This window comes from Sediminispirochaeta bajacaliforniensis DSM 16054, from assembly GCF_000378205.1.
Taxonomy (GTDB): domain Bacteria; phylum Spirochaetota; class Spirochaetia; order DSM-16054; family Sediminispirochaetaceae; genus Sediminispirochaeta; species Sediminispirochaeta bajacaliforniensis.
Genome location: NZ_KB899444.1, coordinates 1 through 14646, shown reverse-complemented (window position 1 = coordinate 14646; position 14646 = coordinate 1). Strand labels below are relative to the sequence as shown.

16 protein-coding genes and 1 pseudogene are annotated in these 14646 nt (G+C 45.1%); 3 read left to right on the top strand and 14 right to left on the bottom strand.

What is annotated here, in order from left to right; translation table 11 throughout:
* Positions 1-198 (top strand): ATP-binding protein (locus F459_RS22765; RefSeq protein ID WP_020614645.1); only part of this gene is annotated, 198 nt, incomplete at its 5' end.
* 239 nt (positions 199-437) lie between these two features.
* Here the strand turns inward: F459_RS22765 and F459_RS0121105 are convergent.
* From F459_RS0121105 to F459_RS0121050, 12 genes are all read right to left on the bottom strand, one after another.
* Complete coding sequence (locus F459_RS0121105; RefSeq protein WP_020614644.1) at positions 438-1658, bottom strand: mandelate racemase/muconate lactonizing enzyme family protein; 1221 nt, start codon at positions 1656-1658, stop codon at positions 438-440.
* Between the two features lie 107 nt (positions 1659-1765).
* Positions 1766-3163 carry an APC family permease gene (locus F459_RS0121100; protein ID WP_020614643.1) on the bottom strand — a complete coding sequence of 466 codons (1398 nt, stop codon included), beginning with the start codon at positions 3161-3163 and terminating at the stop codon, positions 1766-1768.
* A gap of 38 nt (positions 3164-3201) precedes the next feature.
* Positions 3202-4392 (bottom strand): mandelate racemase/muconate lactonizing enzyme family protein, encoded by a 1191-nt coding sequence (locus F459_RS0121095; protein WP_020614642.1) that lies wholly within the window; start codon positions 4390-4392, stop codon positions 3202-3204.
* 312 nt (positions 4393-4704) lie between these two features.
* Positions 4705-4983 (bottom strand): hypothetical protein, encoded by a 279-nt coding sequence (locus F459_RS22760; protein WP_020614641.1) that lies wholly within the window; start codon positions 4981-4983, stop codon positions 4705-4707.
* Positions 4958-5185, bottom strand: coding sequence for a hypothetical protein (locus F459_RS23385; RefSeq protein ID WP_154651762.1), 228 nt, complete (start codon positions 5183-5185; stop codon positions 4958-4960). Before F459_RS23385 ends, F459_RS22760 begins: the two co-directional genes overlap by 26 nt.
* 41 nt (positions 5186-5226) lie before the next feature.
* The gene (locus F459_RS0121080) at positions 5227-5439 is read right to left on the bottom strand and encodes a TOBE domain-containing protein (RefSeq protein WP_020614639.1); all 213 of its coding nucleotides are present in this window, start codon (positions 5437-5439) and stop codon (positions 5227-5229) included.
* 156 nt (positions 5440-5595) lie between these two features.
* A complete protein-coding gene (locus F459_RS0121075) occupies positions 5596-7536 on the bottom strand; it encodes an ABC transporter ATP-binding protein (RefSeq protein WP_020614638.1) in 1941 nt (646 codons plus the stop codon).
* On the bottom strand, positions 7529-9280 hold the full coding sequence (locus F459_RS0121070; RefSeq protein ID WP_020614637.1) for an ABC transporter ATP-binding protein: 1752 nt from the start codon (positions 9278-9280) through the stop codon (positions 7529-7531). The genes F459_RS0121075 and F459_RS0121070 overlap by 8 nt, the downstream gene beginning before the upstream one ends.
* Before the next feature lie 44 nt (positions 9281-9324).
* Complete coding sequence (locus F459_RS0121065; RefSeq protein ID WP_020614636.1) at positions 9325-9768, bottom strand: MarR family winged helix-turn-helix transcriptional regulator; 444 nt, start codon at positions 9766-9768, stop codon at positions 9325-9327.
* Positions 9769-9946: 178 nt separating this feature from the next.
* A complete protein-coding gene (locus F459_RS0121060; protein WP_020614635.1) occupies positions 9947-10633 on the bottom strand; it encodes an SHOCT domain-containing protein in 687 nt (228 codons plus the stop codon).
* Positions 10634-10656: 23 nt separating this feature from the next.
* The gene (locus F459_RS0121055; protein WP_245537607.1) at positions 10657-10860 is read right to left on the bottom strand and encodes an SHOCT domain-containing protein; all 204 of its coding nucleotides are present in this window, start codon (positions 10858-10860) and stop codon (positions 10657-10659) included.
* A 74-nt stretch (positions 10861-10934) separates the two neighbouring features.
* Positions 10935-12923, bottom strand: coding sequence for a copper-translocating P-type ATPase (locus tag F459_RS0121050; RefSeq protein WP_020614634.1), 1989 nt, complete (start codon positions 12921-12923; stop codon positions 10935-10937).
* A gap of 152 nt (positions 12924-13075) precedes the next feature.
* Here F459_RS0121050 and F459_RS0121045 point away from each other — a divergent pair, with 152 nt between their 5' ends.
* Both F459_RS0121045 and F459_RS24735 read left to right on the top strand, forming a co-directional pair.
* Positions 13076-13285 carry a hypothetical protein gene (locus tag F459_RS0121045; RefSeq protein ID WP_020614633.1) on the top strand — a complete coding sequence of 70 codons (210 nt, stop codon included), beginning with the start codon at positions 13076-13078 and terminating at the stop codon, positions 13283-13285.
* Between the two features lie 99 nt (positions 13286-13384).
* Complete coding sequence (locus F459_RS24735; protein WP_211214030.1) at positions 13385-13648, top strand: [Fe-Fe] hydrogenase large subunit C-terminal domain-containing protein; 264 nt, start codon at positions 13385-13387, stop codon at positions 13646-13648.
* A 5-nt stretch (positions 13649-13653) separates the two neighbouring features.
* Here the strand turns inward: F459_RS24735 and F459_RS0121040 are convergent, their stop codons facing one another.
* Positions 13654-14217: an HD-GYP domain-containing protein gene (locus F459_RS0121040; RefSeq protein WP_245540248.1), complete on the bottom strand. Its 564-nt coding sequence runs from the start codon at positions 14215-14217 to the stop codon at positions 13654-13656.
* Positions 14218-14394: 177 nt separating this feature from the next.
* Positions 14395-14646 (bottom strand): annotated as a pseudogene (locus F459_RS24310) (hypothetical protein); the annotation flags it as partial.

The window sequence follows — 14646 nt, the reverse complement described above, 5'->3', positions numbered from 1 at the left end:
ATCAACACCCGGTATGAACGTGGATCTATCATCCTCACTTCAAACAAGACCTTTGGCAAGTGGGGTGAGATTATGGCTGATGATGCGGTCGCCACTGCTACCTTAGACCGGCTCCTACATCATTCGCATGTAGTCAGCCTGAAGGGTGATTCGTATCGCATGAAAGACAGAATGAAAATTGGAGCCGTTGGCTTCTAAAGATTTTTGCCGGAACTCTGCAATTTAACTCCGGTGAAAAACTGCAATTTCATTCCGGTGTTGACAATTCGTAGAAACATGAAACTATAAGAAAACGGCCTCTTTCAGTATAAAAGACAAGAAAAAGGCCGTTTTTCAAAAACATCTATTAATGCAACCTTCACACAAAACTCATAGTGTCGGCTACATTCAAATTGCGTCTGCAATGCATGAAAGCCCAACGATAAGGCGGGACTCGTTCACTTTAACATAGCCGGACCAGGTTTCGGCCCATCGATGACAACCTTCTTTGCGCCTGCCATCTCTGCTTCACTCATCTCCTGTCCGATTCCAGGCATTTCTGGGATATCGTAATACCCATTCACTGGATGGAGATGATACTTGCCAGAAGCAATACAAGCTTTTGTCAAGTTAGCATTGTGCTCTTCATGGATGCAGAAATTGGGGATAGTAGCCTCAACATGCAGTGCTGCTGCAGTTGCGATAGGACCACCACAAACATGGACTTGAACACCCATATCATAGACCTGGGCCATATCACAAATTTTCTTTGTTTCAGTAATACCTCCTGTATTGCAAAGGTCTGGCTGTACGATAGCTAAACTTCGATCTTCAAAGAACTGACGGAATCCCCAACGTGTATAACTACGTTCACCAGTTGCAAGAGGAAGATTGCAATGTTCCTTAATATACTTAAACATGTCTGGATTGCTGGGCATGGTAGGTTCCTCATAATACATGATGCGATAGGGTTCTAGAGCTTTTCCAAGATCCGAAGCTGTATTTGCATCCAAAAGTGAATGGATTTCAACGATAATATCCAGGTCTGGACCACCAGCCTCACGAGCAGCGGCAATTCGGTCTACTGCAAGTTGCAGGTCATGCTGACGCATTGATCCACGATGATGTGTGCCTTGAGTTCCGAAGATTTTCCCGGCATCACCCTTCTTGTAAGGTACGAACACAGGGTCGATTTTCACTGAATCATATCCATCTTCCATGATTTCCTTCACGACATCATAATATTCTTTTGGTTCATACAGGAGACCTAGTCCCCCATTGGATTCAACCATCTTTTTCCAGCCAAACTGTAACTGGCTCGCATATGCACGCAGTTTTTTATTGGTTTTTCCTCCAATCAGTTTATATACCGGGAGGCCCAAAGCTTTTCCCTTGATGTCCCAACATGCAGTGTCGATAGCGGCCATAGCAGAGGTAACCACTACGCCACCATTCATACCCCAGAAAGTATGGCGATGAAGATGTTCCCAGATTTCTTCAGTGTTGAAAGGATCCATCCCAATTACCAATGAAGCAAAATCCTGGCATTGACCAAAGGCAGCTTCACGACAATTGCCATACATCAAACCTGCTTCGCCAAACCCGGAAATTCCCTCGTCCGTATTGACCTTGACTGTTACGGCATAACCCAAATAACACTCAATACTTGTGATTTTCATAAAACTATACCTCCAATTATGAAATACACCTATTATTAGCAACTTCTTCCATACCCCAAGGGGTATGGAAAAGTTATAAACGCAAGTTTAGAAATTCTGCAGTGAAATTAATCTTCTGCCCAAACAGAAGTATGAATCTCGATATTACCGGTCTTGGAACGCCAAATACCGATTCCAGTCATAAGTAACAGGATGACAACATTACCGATAGCAAGCGTTGTACTCATTGAAAGACAAGATTTCCAGAATACGATGATGTAACCGATCAAAGATGCAACACAGATTGTAATGTACCAGCCATTAGAAACATGGAAGCGTGCTTTCTTCCATGCATCCGGATACTTCTTAGGCATCTTTATGAATGCAACAAAATTAAGGAATGCAAAAAAAGACATGAACAGCTGTACCATGTTTACGATAGTAGTGATCGACAAGCGGAAAATGATGGGAATAATACCCAAGAGATACATAAAGGTCAAAACATTGACACGAGCATCTTTTTTATTTGTTTTGCCGAATGCCTTTGGCAGCCAACCGTCGTCACAGGATTGGCCGATTGTGATAGCATTGTAGGCAAAACTGGAATTCAGGGTGGACAATAAGGCCATGATGGGACCACAAATAATGAATGCATAATACAGCCAGGAAGGGAAAATTCTCTGTGCTGCAAAAACCAGCGTACTGGAGTTGCCATAATCTGCGACGCTCATAACACCAACCCCAGCCAAAGCAACGCCTACATACAAAATGATAAGCGTGGGAACCGCCATAATCAAAACGATAGGGATATCCTTTCTTGCATTCTTGGAATTTCGACCATACGCAATGGTCATATAATATCCCTGACAAGAATACACAAATAGTAAAACTGCGCCAAAAAATCCTCCCGTAATCTTATTTTCAGTAAACTTTATTCCCCACCCGTTAATCAGGAAATTTGGATCGGAAAATTTGAAAATGGGAAGATTTATTTTTAAAATGCCAACGATGGCGAAAGTAACCAAAGCTGCAATCAACATCCAAGTCATCGCTTTTTGTGCCTTTGCCATCATATCAATGCCTCTAATATTCACCACATAAAAAATAGTCAACAACGAGACGCCAACAATTGCCCTTGCAACGGGACCTCCAAGGACGGGAATCACATCCCCCAGATACGCTGCTGCTGCTACCCCGAAGAGGGCAGTCGAAAGACACTGAGTCAGGTAGGAAAATGCAAAAATACCAGAAACGGTTGGACCTGCAAGGTCACAGAGCATAGAATAGTTTCCACCACCCAAACGCAGTGTTGACGAAATAAAGACGGTCGGCAATATCATAATAAAACCAATGATGATTGCAGCAAAATAGGCGAGCCAAGCTGAGTACCCAGTCATTTTAATAGCAGGTACAATTAGGGTAATGACACCCGCTCCAATGACTTGCCCGATTGCAAGTGCAAAAAGCTCTGGTCTTCCCAGTGTACCTGATTTCGGTGCTGCTTCCTTGATTACTTTGATTCCCATATGTTTCCCCTTTTGGTTTACCTGCTCATGCAAGGATTTTACTTGATAACTTTGTACAAAATTGCGTTGTCAATCGCTGATTGCAAAAATTCATTTCCGATACCAGGCAACTCCGGAACAGTAAAAAACCCGTTTTCAGGTTGGAGATTGTATTTTGTCAATCCCAGACAAGTATTCATACGATTACAGGTGTGATGCTCATGGATGATAAAATTAGGAATGGTACATTCAACATGCAATGCTGCATTGGTTGCCAAAGGGCTGCCTGCCACATGAACCTGAATACCAGCATCAAAAGCATGGGCCATATCACAGATTTTTTTCACTTCGGAAATACCGCCGCAGTTACCGATATCTGGTTGTGCCAACTGAAGCAAGTTCTTTTTGAAATATTCCAGATACTGCCAACGGGAGAACAAACGCTCACCATTTGCGATGGGAACAGAAGTGTACTTGGCAATATACTCGACTGTCTGAACTGTTGGTGAGTTGGGTTCTTCAAAAGCCATAATGTTGTATCTTTCGGCCAGTCTGGCCAATTGTACAGCACCTAGAGCATCAGTATATGAATGGTTTTCCATGATGATATCCACATCTTCTCCGGCTGCTTCACGTGCTGCTTTCATTCGGGCTTCAACCATTTTGAGTTTTTTTGGTGTCAACAAACCGGTTGTATCGAGGAAAAGAAAAGGGTTACCTTCTTCATCGCGATCAAAAAAATCAATCTTGATAGCATCGAACCCTTCTTTGATTGCAAGTTTGACATTGTGGGCATAATCTTCAGGAGTAACTGCCCATAGATGTTCTGAAACACCAACTTGGCCCCAGCCAAACTGTAATTGGCTTGCGTATGTTCGAAGCTTGTCCCGTACCTTGCCACCGAGTAATTGATACACGGGAACATTGAAGTACTTGCCCTTGATATCCCACAGCGCTACGTCAATCGCAGCAATACCCGAAAATACTACAGAACCACCGTTTTGACCCCAGAAAGTACGTTTATGCATCGTTTCCCAGATTAATTCTGTGCATAGGGGGTCCATACCGACAACCAACTCAGCCAAATCACAAACCATGCCAAATGCAGCCGAGCCACCGATACCATATGCCATTCCGGCTTCACCATCTCCGCAAATGCCTTCATCCGTATGTATGCGACAACCTATGGGGCTGTTTAACTTTGTATTAGCTGTAGGGAGGCGAAATACTTCAATTTCTGTAATTTTCATTAAAACCATCCTTTGAATTTTCATTGCAATATTTCTTCGTTATCGATTTGTTCAGTTGTTCGCTAACTAATACTTAGTCTAAATCCGCTTTTTTCATCTGTCAAATAGAAATTTGAAAATCTTCTCGCCCCATTAATGCTGGTAAATAGGTTACAAATTCGGGATCTAAAAGATTGATTCTAAAATCCACAAAAGCATAGTGACGAGGTCTCAACCCTCCCCACATAACTTGTTAATATATCGAGCGGTACTTTAAAATATGTATTTGGCTAAATTGAAAATGCGCGTATAATTAGGACCTGCTGAAAAAACTCAGCAGGCCCGGTTTATACCATTTTTATTCCTCTTCGGTAGTGGAAAAATGAACAAAAGACGCCCCTTGTGATCCCGAAGCCAGAGCCTCTCCTTGCAGTACCTTTTCTTTTCACGGTTGCAATAGATATGATCCACATGTACCGATTCAGGATAATATCCAAACCGTCTGTGGTAGTTCTCGATATAATCTTTCAGATCCATCGCTTCGTTGTAGCCATCCCAACTGAGTTTCTCCAGGAACGGGTACCCGTCAACCATGGCCACCGGTATTTTCATTCCGAACTCCACACCCCGCATTTGCCTTTTCCCGCGCTACATTCAGCAGTCTCAAATCAGTTGGATAGCTGATATCCGCAGGTATGCAGGTTACAGCGATCAGGAGCTTGCCTCTGTTCTCTACCTCAAAATCTTTTTTCGCTTTTTTTACCTGTTCCACTGACTCGCGTTCGGTAATCCCAAGTTTGTCTTTTATCCGCATGGCGCAAAAGACCATTGGAATTGTTTTTCAGCAGGCCCTAATTAGTCATCAATACCTACCATTACATTTGAAGCTTTAATTATGGTATAGGCATTCTTGCCAATTTCAAGGCCCAACCTTTCTGCAGAAATGTTAGTAATAACAGAAACTAATTCTTCGCCTCCCTGCAGTTTAATGACAACTTCAGTATTCACCGTACCTTTGCGCAATTGCGTGATTTTACCTTGAATCTGATTCCGTGCACTTAATCTCATATAAGCCCCCTTATGCTGCTTAATTCAAAAATAAGTATATATAAGCGAGAAAGCAAAAATCAAGATCAGCCGCATCTTCAACCTGACTAACAAAATAACGAAAAAAGTAACAAGCCTATATCCATCACCAATTTTCAGAACACTACATATGTCTTTCTATTCAAGCTCAAAGAACCCTGTGTAAAGTTGATAATACTTCCCTTTCTTCTCAATTAGCTGTTGATGATTTCCTTTCTCAATGATACGTCCATGTTCCAGGACCATAATGATATCGGCGTTGCGAATTGTGGAAAGACGATGCGCAATCACAAAGACCGTACGCCCCTTCATGAGTGCATCCATACCCTTTTGCACGATGGCTTCGGTTCTGGTATCAATAGAGGAGGTCGCCTCATCGAGAATCATTACCGGAGGATCTGCAACCGCCGCGCGTGCAATGGAGATTAACTGTCTTTGTCCCTGGGAAAGGCCGCTGCCGTTGCCTTCAAGCACCGTATCATATCCCTGGGGCAACATGTGAATGAAACTGTCCGCATTGGAGAGTTTAGCAGCAGCTATGCATTCCTCATCGCTTGCGTCCAGCTTTCCGTACCGTATGTTCTCCATCACGGTGCCTGTAAACAGGTTCACATCCTGCAATACAATACCAAGTGAACGTCGAAGGTCCGGTTTTTTAATTTTGTTGATGTTGATAGTATCGTAACGTATTTTGCCGTCTGCAATATCATAAAACCGATTAATAAGGTTTGTAATAGTGGTTTTACCTGCACCGGTAGCGCCTACAAGCGCCACTTTTTGTCCCGGTTCGGCATACAGGTCGACATTATGGAGGACAATCTTGTTCTTTTCATATCCGAAATCGACATTATCAAAAACGATTTTTCCTTTCATTTTCGTATAGGTAAGCGACCCATCGCCATGAGGATGCTTCCAGGCCCAGATGGCTGTACGCTCGCGACACTCCCTGATCTCGCCGTTTTCTTCTTTGGCATTGACCAGGGTAACATACCCCTCGTCCCTTTCCTCTTCTGCATCGAGAAAATCAAAAATACGCGATGCGCCGGCCAGGGCCATAATAACCATATTAAACTGCATGGAAACCTGGCCGATAGGCATAATAAAACTGCGGGACAAGGTAAGAAAGGCGACAATCGTACCGATGGTTAAAACCTCTGCTCCAGAGAGGCTAATGTTTTTGATGCCTGCAATAGCAGCAGCCCCGCCGACAATGGCAAGGAGCACATATAACACATACCCCATGTTGCCTACAATAGGCATGGTAATGTTCCCGTATTTGTTCGCCTGAGTAGCACTTGCACAGAGTTCATCGTTTTTTCTGTCAAAGGCTTCTTTTGCTTTTTCCTCGTAACAGAAAACCTTAACGACCTTTTGCCCGTTGATCATCTCCTCAATATATCCATCCACGTCTCCTAAGGATTCCTGTTGCTTCATAAAGTGGACACTACTTTTCCCAACCAGTAGTTTGATTAATTTCAGCAGAGCCAATGTAAACACGACAACAAAGGCTGTCAGCCACACACTGAGGTACAACATGGAAAAGAACACCGTGGCAATCGTGACAACGGAAGAAAACATCTGAGGGAGGCTCTGGGACATCATTTGACGCAGTGTATCGGTATCATTGGTGTAATAGCTCATAACATCGCCATGACTGTGGGTATCAAAGAATTTAATAGGCAGACTCTGCATATGAGCAAACATGTTATCGCGTATACGTTTGAGCGTCCCTTGAGAAACAACCACCATGATTCTGTTATAGAAAAGCGTTGCCAAAACTCCGATACTATACATTGCTCCCATGAAGAGCAGAGCCCGCAGAAGCAGAGAAAAATCGGGGTGCTGCTGTCCAAGTAAGGGGATGATATATGTGTCAATCAAGGACTGTAGAAACAATGCCGATGCAGCATTGGCCCCCGCACTGAGTATGATACAGATAATGACTAAGGTGAGCCGAAGCCTATATTCCTTCATATACGACAACAATCGTTTAATTGTGCCGGGCTTGAACTGTCTAAACACAGGTTTTCTTGCCGAATTCAAGTTTCCTTCTGTTTTCGTCTCTTTTGTATTATTCATGAATAAGACTCTCTCTGTTCTGGGATTCATACACTTCCCGATAAATCTTGCATGTTTCAAGTAGTTCATCATGCGTTCCCATAGCATTAATCCTGCCTTCATCCAGCACAATAATTTTGTCTGCATCCTGGATCGAATTTATACGCTGAGCGATGATGATCTTTGTCGTATCGGGAATTTCCTTTTTGAATGCATGCCGAATCAGAGAATCCGTCGTGGTGTCTACAGCACTGGTGGAATCATCAAGTATCAGTATTTTGGGGTTTTTCAACAGCGCCCTTGCGATACACAACCGCTGTTTCTGACCGCCGGAAACATTGGTACCTCCCTGTTCAATATAGGTGTCATATGTATCGGGAAATTCCTGTATGAAACTGTCAGCCTGTGCCTGCTTGCAAACCCTGATCAAGTCTTCATCGGAAGCATGTGCATTGCCCCAGCGAAGGTTTTCTTTGATCGTTCCGGAAAACAAAACGTTCTTTTGCAGGACCATGGCAACCTGATTGCGCAATGATTCAATGTCGTAATTTCGAACGTCCACCCCACCGACGGTTAGCCTTCCGCTTACAACGTCATAAAGACGAGGAATAAGTTGGACCAAACTAGATTTCGATGCCCCGGTTCCGCCGAGAATACCAACCGTTTCCCCCGATTCTATGGAGAAATTAATGGCGTCGAGAACCGGTTTGTCTGTTTTTCTCACATAAGAAAAACTAACATCTTCAAAGGAAACAGAGCCATTTTTCACCTCATATACAGGCTTCTCACAGTTTTTAAGATCGCTCTCCTCTGTCAGGACCTCAACAATACGTTCAGCAGATGCTCGGGAAATGATGATCATGACAAAGACCATGGAAAGCATCATCAAACTCATTAAGATCTGCATTGTATATGTAATAAGCCCGGTAAGGTCGCCGGTGGAAAGACCTATAGCCGGATTATTATTGCTGGCGATTATCGCCTTTGCACTGAGCCATGAAATCAATAGCATAGCGGCATAGATGCAAAATTGCATGAGCGGCATATTGAATGCCAGTATCTTTTCGGCTTTGGAAAAATCGGCAAAAATGAGTTGGGATATCTTACCGAACTTTTTTTCTTCATGGGCCTCTCTGGTAAATGATTTTACAACACGTATTCCTCTCAGATTCTCCTGGGCAACGCTATTTAACTTGTCGTAAGTCTTAAAGACCCTTACAAAAAACGGATGAACATATGAGGCAATGAATAGAAGCCCAAATAAAAGCACGGGAATAATCACAAGAAAAATCAGAGAGATCTGAGCATCTATTCGGAAAGCCATGATCAGGGCAAAAATCATAATAAAGGGACTTCGTATCGCCATGCGGATGAACATCATGTAGGCATTCTGGACGTTGGTAATATCTGTAGTCAGCCGGGTAACCAAACTTGCTGTAGAAAATTTGTCAATATTCGAAAATGAAAAGCTTTGAACATTGTAATACATATCATGGCGCAAATTCTTTGCAAAACCGGCAGATGCTATAGCGGCGCTACGTCCCGCCAGAATACCGGAAATAAGGGATATCATAGAGCAGAAAATCAGTCCCAAGCCTATTTTAAACACATTGGACATATTTTCCTGCATGATTCCGTAGTCAATCAAATAGGCCATTAACGTAGGTATTAAGACTTCCATGATGGATTCGAATATCACATATACCGGCGTCAGGATAGAATCTTTTCTATACTGCCGGATACTGGAGAGTAGTACTTTAATCATAATGATCTCCTTAACCTGTTGCTTGCGTACTACATAGAGGGAATTTATTTATTAGATATATTTTCCTTCATCCGTTGTAAAAGCATATACAGCATTTTCAATTCGTCGTCCGTAAACCCCTGAGTCAGAATACTTTCCATCCGGTCAATATCTTCCTTCATGAGGTCCTGAATCTTCTTTGCCTTTTTTGTGAGAACAATTTTTTTTAAGCGTGCATCATGTTCGACGGCCAACCTTTGAATCAAGCCCTTTTGCTCCATCAGGCTGAGCACATTCGACACAGTCGATCTGGTAATAGTAAAATGCTCTTCAATGTCCTTCTGGTAAACATCTTTTCCCGCATCTGTATTTCTCGCAAGATACCCAATGATCCACCCGTTGTTCCCGGTTATTGCTTCGATTTCCTTCTTGTGGGAAGAAAACTCAAAATAGCGCCGGACAAGATTATTCAACGTGCGGAGTTCCAATCCCATCCTTATTTCATCCATGAACCACGTTCCCATGTCAATTTTGTTTCATATAAAACAAAATTGACAAAATGTAAAGTGGTTTTGGAGCTATTTCGACGAGGAGATCCAGGCATAATACCACTCGGAGGTTACACAAGAGCTTACCGCTTCTCTCCCAGTTCAATAGAGACAGAGGTGCCCAATATTAGCACCTGGATTAGTTTTCTTTCAAATCATCCTTTAGCTGGAGATAATCTTCCCTGGATAGCTCTCCTTTGGCATAGCGCGAACGGATAATCTCTTTCGCTATCCCTGAGTCAAAGGTCCTGCGTGTCTTTTTTGCTTTTACCAGTGCGATAATAAGAACGATCACGGCAATCAACAGTACAAGACAAATCGCACAGAGCCAGGGATTCATCAATCCGGCCATCACGTCAGGGCTGCCCGGACCGTAACCGTACCATCCGCTGTGCCCTCCCCAGGAACCTATTAGGCCCGGCCCCATCATGCCGTATCCCATGCCGTATCCCGACATTCCCGGCCCCCAAAGCCCGGAGCTAAGATCTCCGTTACTCTGGAGATAGCGGTAGCCCATAAGGCGGTGCATGGAAGCAAGCTGCTCAGAGCCCTCTCCTCCCATCATCTGATCCATCCATTCATGTTGCTGTTCATCCGAAATCATAATCCCCATAACTGCATCACCAAGTTCTTCCAGAAGCTTTGGAGAGACCCTGTCGGGATTTATTTCGCTGATGGTCTCTACACCCTGGGTTTGCTCGATTTCGGCAATTATCTGGTCGATACCGCTGCCGTGCCCACCTTCATTTGCCGTGAGGACAAAGGCCGGAACCAGTAAGAAACTCAAACTTAATATAGCGATTGCACATCGTTTTATTATAGTCATACCAATCCTCCTGTAATGTTAAACTAAGCTTTATTCCCAAGATCGGCCTTCATCTGCATGTACTCTTCCCTGGAAATCTCGCCTTTGGCATACCGCTCATCAAGGATTTCTTCTGCAGTTTGTTTGTCATTTGCGGTACCTTCATGCCATCCGCCACCGGGACGGTTAAGCGCCCACCGGATAAGAAAGACGCCTCCTACAATCAGGCCTGCTAATATCAGTATCATTACTATACCTCCTCCATATCCCCAGTGCATTGTTCCGGGATACCATCCCCATCCATTCATCATATTTTTGCCTCCTATACGTCTTCTTTTCTTATTCTAAGCAATCTGGCATTGATTGCGACAATCACCGTTGAAAGTGACATCAGTATCGCCCCGATCTCGGGAGAAAGCACTATTCCGGCGCTGTACAGTACCCCGGCCGCAAGAGGGATGGTCACCACGTTATAACCACTTGCCCATATGAGGTTCTGTACCATCTTCCGGTAGGTTGCCCTGCCGAAAAGGATAAGCGCCGTTATATCCCGGGGATTGGATTCCACAAGAATGATATCGGCCGTAGCAGCGGCGACATCGGTCCCGGACCCCACCGAGATACCGATCTCCGCCTGTGCCAGGGCCGGGGAGTCATTCACTCCGTCTCCGGTCATGGCGACATACTCGCCACCGTTCTGCAATTCCCTGATCTTTTCCTGTTTCTGATCCGGCAGAACCTCTGCGAAAAAACCATCCATCCCAAGCTCATTTGCCACAGCCGCAGCAGTTTCCCGGTTGTCTCCGGTGAGCATCCAGCACTTGATTCCCCTCTTCCGCAGGGCTTTGACAGCCTGATAGGATTCCGGGCGAATTGTATCTGAGAGGGCTATGGACCCTGCCACACTTCCGTCGACAATGACAAATACACGGGAAACGCCTCCCTTATGGCCGGCATGTTCCGGACGCCGGAGTCCCTGCTCCTCAAGATAGCCGGGGCTGACAACATGTATCGCTCTTCCGGCAATCGTTCCCGATACCCCCTTGCCTTTGATTGCCTGAACGTTTTCCGCAAGTTCAGGCCTGATGCTTTCCTTTTTTGCATAAGCGACGATGCTCTTTCCTATAGGATGCTCGGATTGCGCTTCCAGTGCCGCCGCGTAAGTGAGCAGCTGTCTTTCATCGAACTGATCGCTGTGCAGGTCTATGGCTGTAACCTCAAAGGTCCCCTTTGTTAAGGTTCCGGTTTTGTCAAAGACAACCGTCGTTATTCTTCGTGCATTCTCAAATGCGGTGCGGTTTCGTATGAGCAAACCGTTCTGCGCCGATTTTGAGGTAGAGACCGCAACCACCAGGGGAATTGCAAGGCCGAGGGCATGGGGGCAGGTAATGACCATCACCGTAGCCATGCGGGTGATGGCGAACTGCAGGTCCCTTCCTACAAACAGCCATGCCAGAAGCGTCACGATACCAACGGATATGGCTACAATGGTAAGCCAGAAAGCGGCCCTGTCAGAAAGCGCCTGGGTTTTCGATTTCGCAGCCTGGGCCTCCCTGACCATGGTGATAACCTTCGACAAATAGGAATCCTCTCCGGTTCCCTCTACTCTTAGCTCCAGTGCGCCGTCACCGTTTATCGAGCCGCCGATAAGCCTGTCACCCTCTCCCTTCCGCACAGGACGGGACTCACCGGTCAGCATTGATTCATCGATATAGCTCCCACCGTTCACTACGAGACCGTCGGATGGAATTTTTTCCCCAGGTTTGATGACCAGCAAATCTCCTTTGTGAACCTCGGACAGAGGGACATCGATTATATCGCCGCCGCTTTTCCGGTGAGCCTCACTGGGCATCAATTGGGCCAGCTTCTCAAGGGCCGATGATGCGCTCAGTACAGAGGCCATCTCAATCCAGTGGCCGGCAAGCATGATTGCGATCAACGTAGCCAGTTCCCAGTAAAAAGGAGAGCCGTCCAGGCCGAAGCTTACTGCAGCGCTATAGACGTAAGCCACCGTGATGGCAAGGCCTATAAGCGTCATCATTCCCAGGCTTTTCTGCTTCAGCTCCCCGACCAAACCGGAAAGAAACGGCCAGCCACCGTAAAAAAAGATTACTGTTGCAAGGGCAAAAACAACAAAGGTATCTCCTTTGAATCCAAGGGTAAATCCCAGGAATTTCTGGATAAGCGGAGAAAGGGCAAGAACAGGAATGGTAAGGATAACAGTGACATAGAAACGCTTTCGAAAATCCCGAATCATCATTCGGTGGTGTTCGGAATGATTATGATGATGGTGTTCTTGATGCTCAGGCATTTTTTATTTTTCTGTCTCCTCCCTGTATTTCATACTTAAACGGTAATAAATTGCCGGAAGTAAATCAAACAATCAGGCCGGAAAACTTTCTTTCTGTAAATGTCTCTTCTATGCTGATTATAACGAACACTGTCACAAGGAACTTTGAGCGAATGCGCGGCATCTACACTCCGGTAACAGATCTGCGCAGGCGGCTTCTCATGGAAACGGTACAATGTATCATCGAAGGAAAAGATCCGTCGGAATGCGAAAAATGTCCCGAGGATGAGGTGATCGTTACCGATAAGTGTCAATCCTGTATGGCCCATCCCTGTTCAATTGTCTGTCCGCGAAACGCCATTACCAGAATGATACGCCCCTGAGACAGAAGTTGTACGCAATTGTAGCACCTTCCTTTACCGGACAGTTCGGCAATAAAGTAACGCCGGACTGGAACATATTCTGCCGGACATGGTGATTTTTTGGCTACATCCTGCTGCCACTCATGGGTGATGGCGGCACGCGCCTCTTTCCCGGATTTGGCTAAAAACATAACCGACAGCTGTACGCCTATGGTCGAGACGGCAAAAATAATTAAAAAAGGCGAGACCAGCCCTAAGCTTGTAGAGAGTATGGCATGTCCAGGCGGCTGTGTGGGAGGGCCAGGAACGCTGGCATCTCCCGGAACTGCTTCACGCCAGGTTACCAGGTTCGCGGAAGCTGCGGTTCCGAAAGATAACGTGTAATATCATTAATCCAAATACTGCTCAATATCCACTTCGTCAATGAGATCCGGGGGAAGATGCTGTTCTGCATAGATCCTGAAAATCCCGGACGTAAGAAAAAGATTGAACAGGTCCGGATCGATGTGATTGTCCTTTTTGAATTGATACAATATCTCGATGGCTTCCGAGATCTTCTTCGCTCTCTTATACGGCCTGTCGCCAGCTGTCAAGGCTTCGAAGATATCGGCAATCGCCATTATTCGGGAAGGAATAGATAGATCATCAGCCTTAAGCATTCTGGGATACCCATCCCCTGAAAGCCGTTCGTGATGTGTGCCCGCGAATTCAGGGACTCTTTTTAGTGCATCGGGGAAAGGCAGCGTTTGAAGCATCACTATGGTTTGTATGATATGTTCGTTGATTTTATATCGCTCTTCTCGATTGAGGGTGCCTACGGGAATAGACAAATTATACAGTTCACCATTGTTATAAAGGTACTCCGGTTGCTCAAGCATAAAACCGGGACCTTTATAGTCGTTTCTGCTCTGTGTCTGTAACCGAATGATGTGATCTTTCCGATCATCGAGCAAAAATTCCCATCCTGGCTTGGTGGTCCGACCTGATTCTACAAATCTTTCGTGTTCGGCCCATGATAATCCGAGAGAGGGGTCCATTCTTCTGAACCATTTTCTATTTCCAATGAGACGTAAGCGCTTGATATCACCATCGCGGAGATAACGATTGCCATCGCTTTATGTCAACATAGATTACGCGCTCTTTGAAATATTTTGTGAAGATTTTTTACCTTCGGTAGAGGATTGTCCTTCATAGTTTTTACCAGGATTCAGAACCACCACATTAGATGGCGTCCACTTCCTGACGGATCGCTTTCCCCATCGTTCAGCATGAGAGTTTCGAGCAGCTTCCATCGTGGCGTTTCTCCGCTTGAACAGCTCGGAATCCTTGCCGGTTCTTTTCTCATTGGGGGTGATGTATCCGAGCGCTGAATGCAGATGGTG

Coding starts and splice junctions, on each gene's coding strand:
- F459_RS0121105 (WP_020614644.1), bottom strand. CDS start 1,658: ATGAAAATCACAAGTATTGAGTGTTATTTGGGTTATGCCGTAACAGTC.
- F459_RS0121100 (WP_020614643.1), bottom strand. CDS start 3,163: ATGGGAATCAAAGTAATCAAGGAAGCAGCACCGAAATCAGGTACACTG.
- F459_RS0121095 (WP_020614642.1), bottom strand. CDS start 4,392: ATGAAAATTACAGAAATTGAAGTATTTCGCCTCCCTACAGCTAATACA.
- F459_RS22760 (WP_020614641.1), bottom strand. CDS start 4,983: ATGAAAATACCGGTGGCCATGGTTGACGGGTACCCGTTCCTGGAGAAA.
- F459_RS23385 (WP_154651762.1), bottom strand. CDS start 5,185: ATGCGGATAAAAGACAAACTTGGGATTACCGAACGCGAGTCAGTGGAA.
- F459_RS0121080 (WP_020614639.1), bottom strand. CDS start 5,439: ATGAGATTAAGTGCACGGAATCAGATTCAAGGTAAAATCACGCAATTG.
- F459_RS0121075 (WP_020614638.1), bottom strand. CDS start 7,536: ATGAATAATACAAAAGAGACGAAAACAGAAGGAAACTTGAATTCGGCA.
- F459_RS0121070 (WP_020614637.1), bottom strand. CDS start 9,280: ATGATTAAAGTACTACTCTCCAGTATCCGGCAGTATAGAAAAGATTCT.
- F459_RS0121065 (WP_020614636.1), bottom strand. CDS start 9,768: ATGGATGAAATAAGGATGGGATTGGAACTCCGCACGTTGAATAATCTT.
- F459_RS0121060 (WP_020614635.1), bottom strand. CDS start 10,633: ATGACTATAATAAAACGATGTGCAATCGCTATATTAAGTTTGAGTTTC.
- F459_RS0121055 (WP_245537607.1), bottom strand. CDS start 10,860: ATGATACTGATATTAGCAGGCCTGATTGTAGGAGGCGTCTTTCTTATC.
- F459_RS0121050 (WP_020614634.1), bottom strand. CDS start 12,923: ATGCCTGAGCATCAAGAACACCATCATCATAATCATTCCGAACACCAC.
- F459_RS0121045 (WP_020614633.1), top strand. CDS start 13,076: ATGCGCGGCATCTACACTCCGGTAACAGATCTGCGCAGGCGGCTTCTC.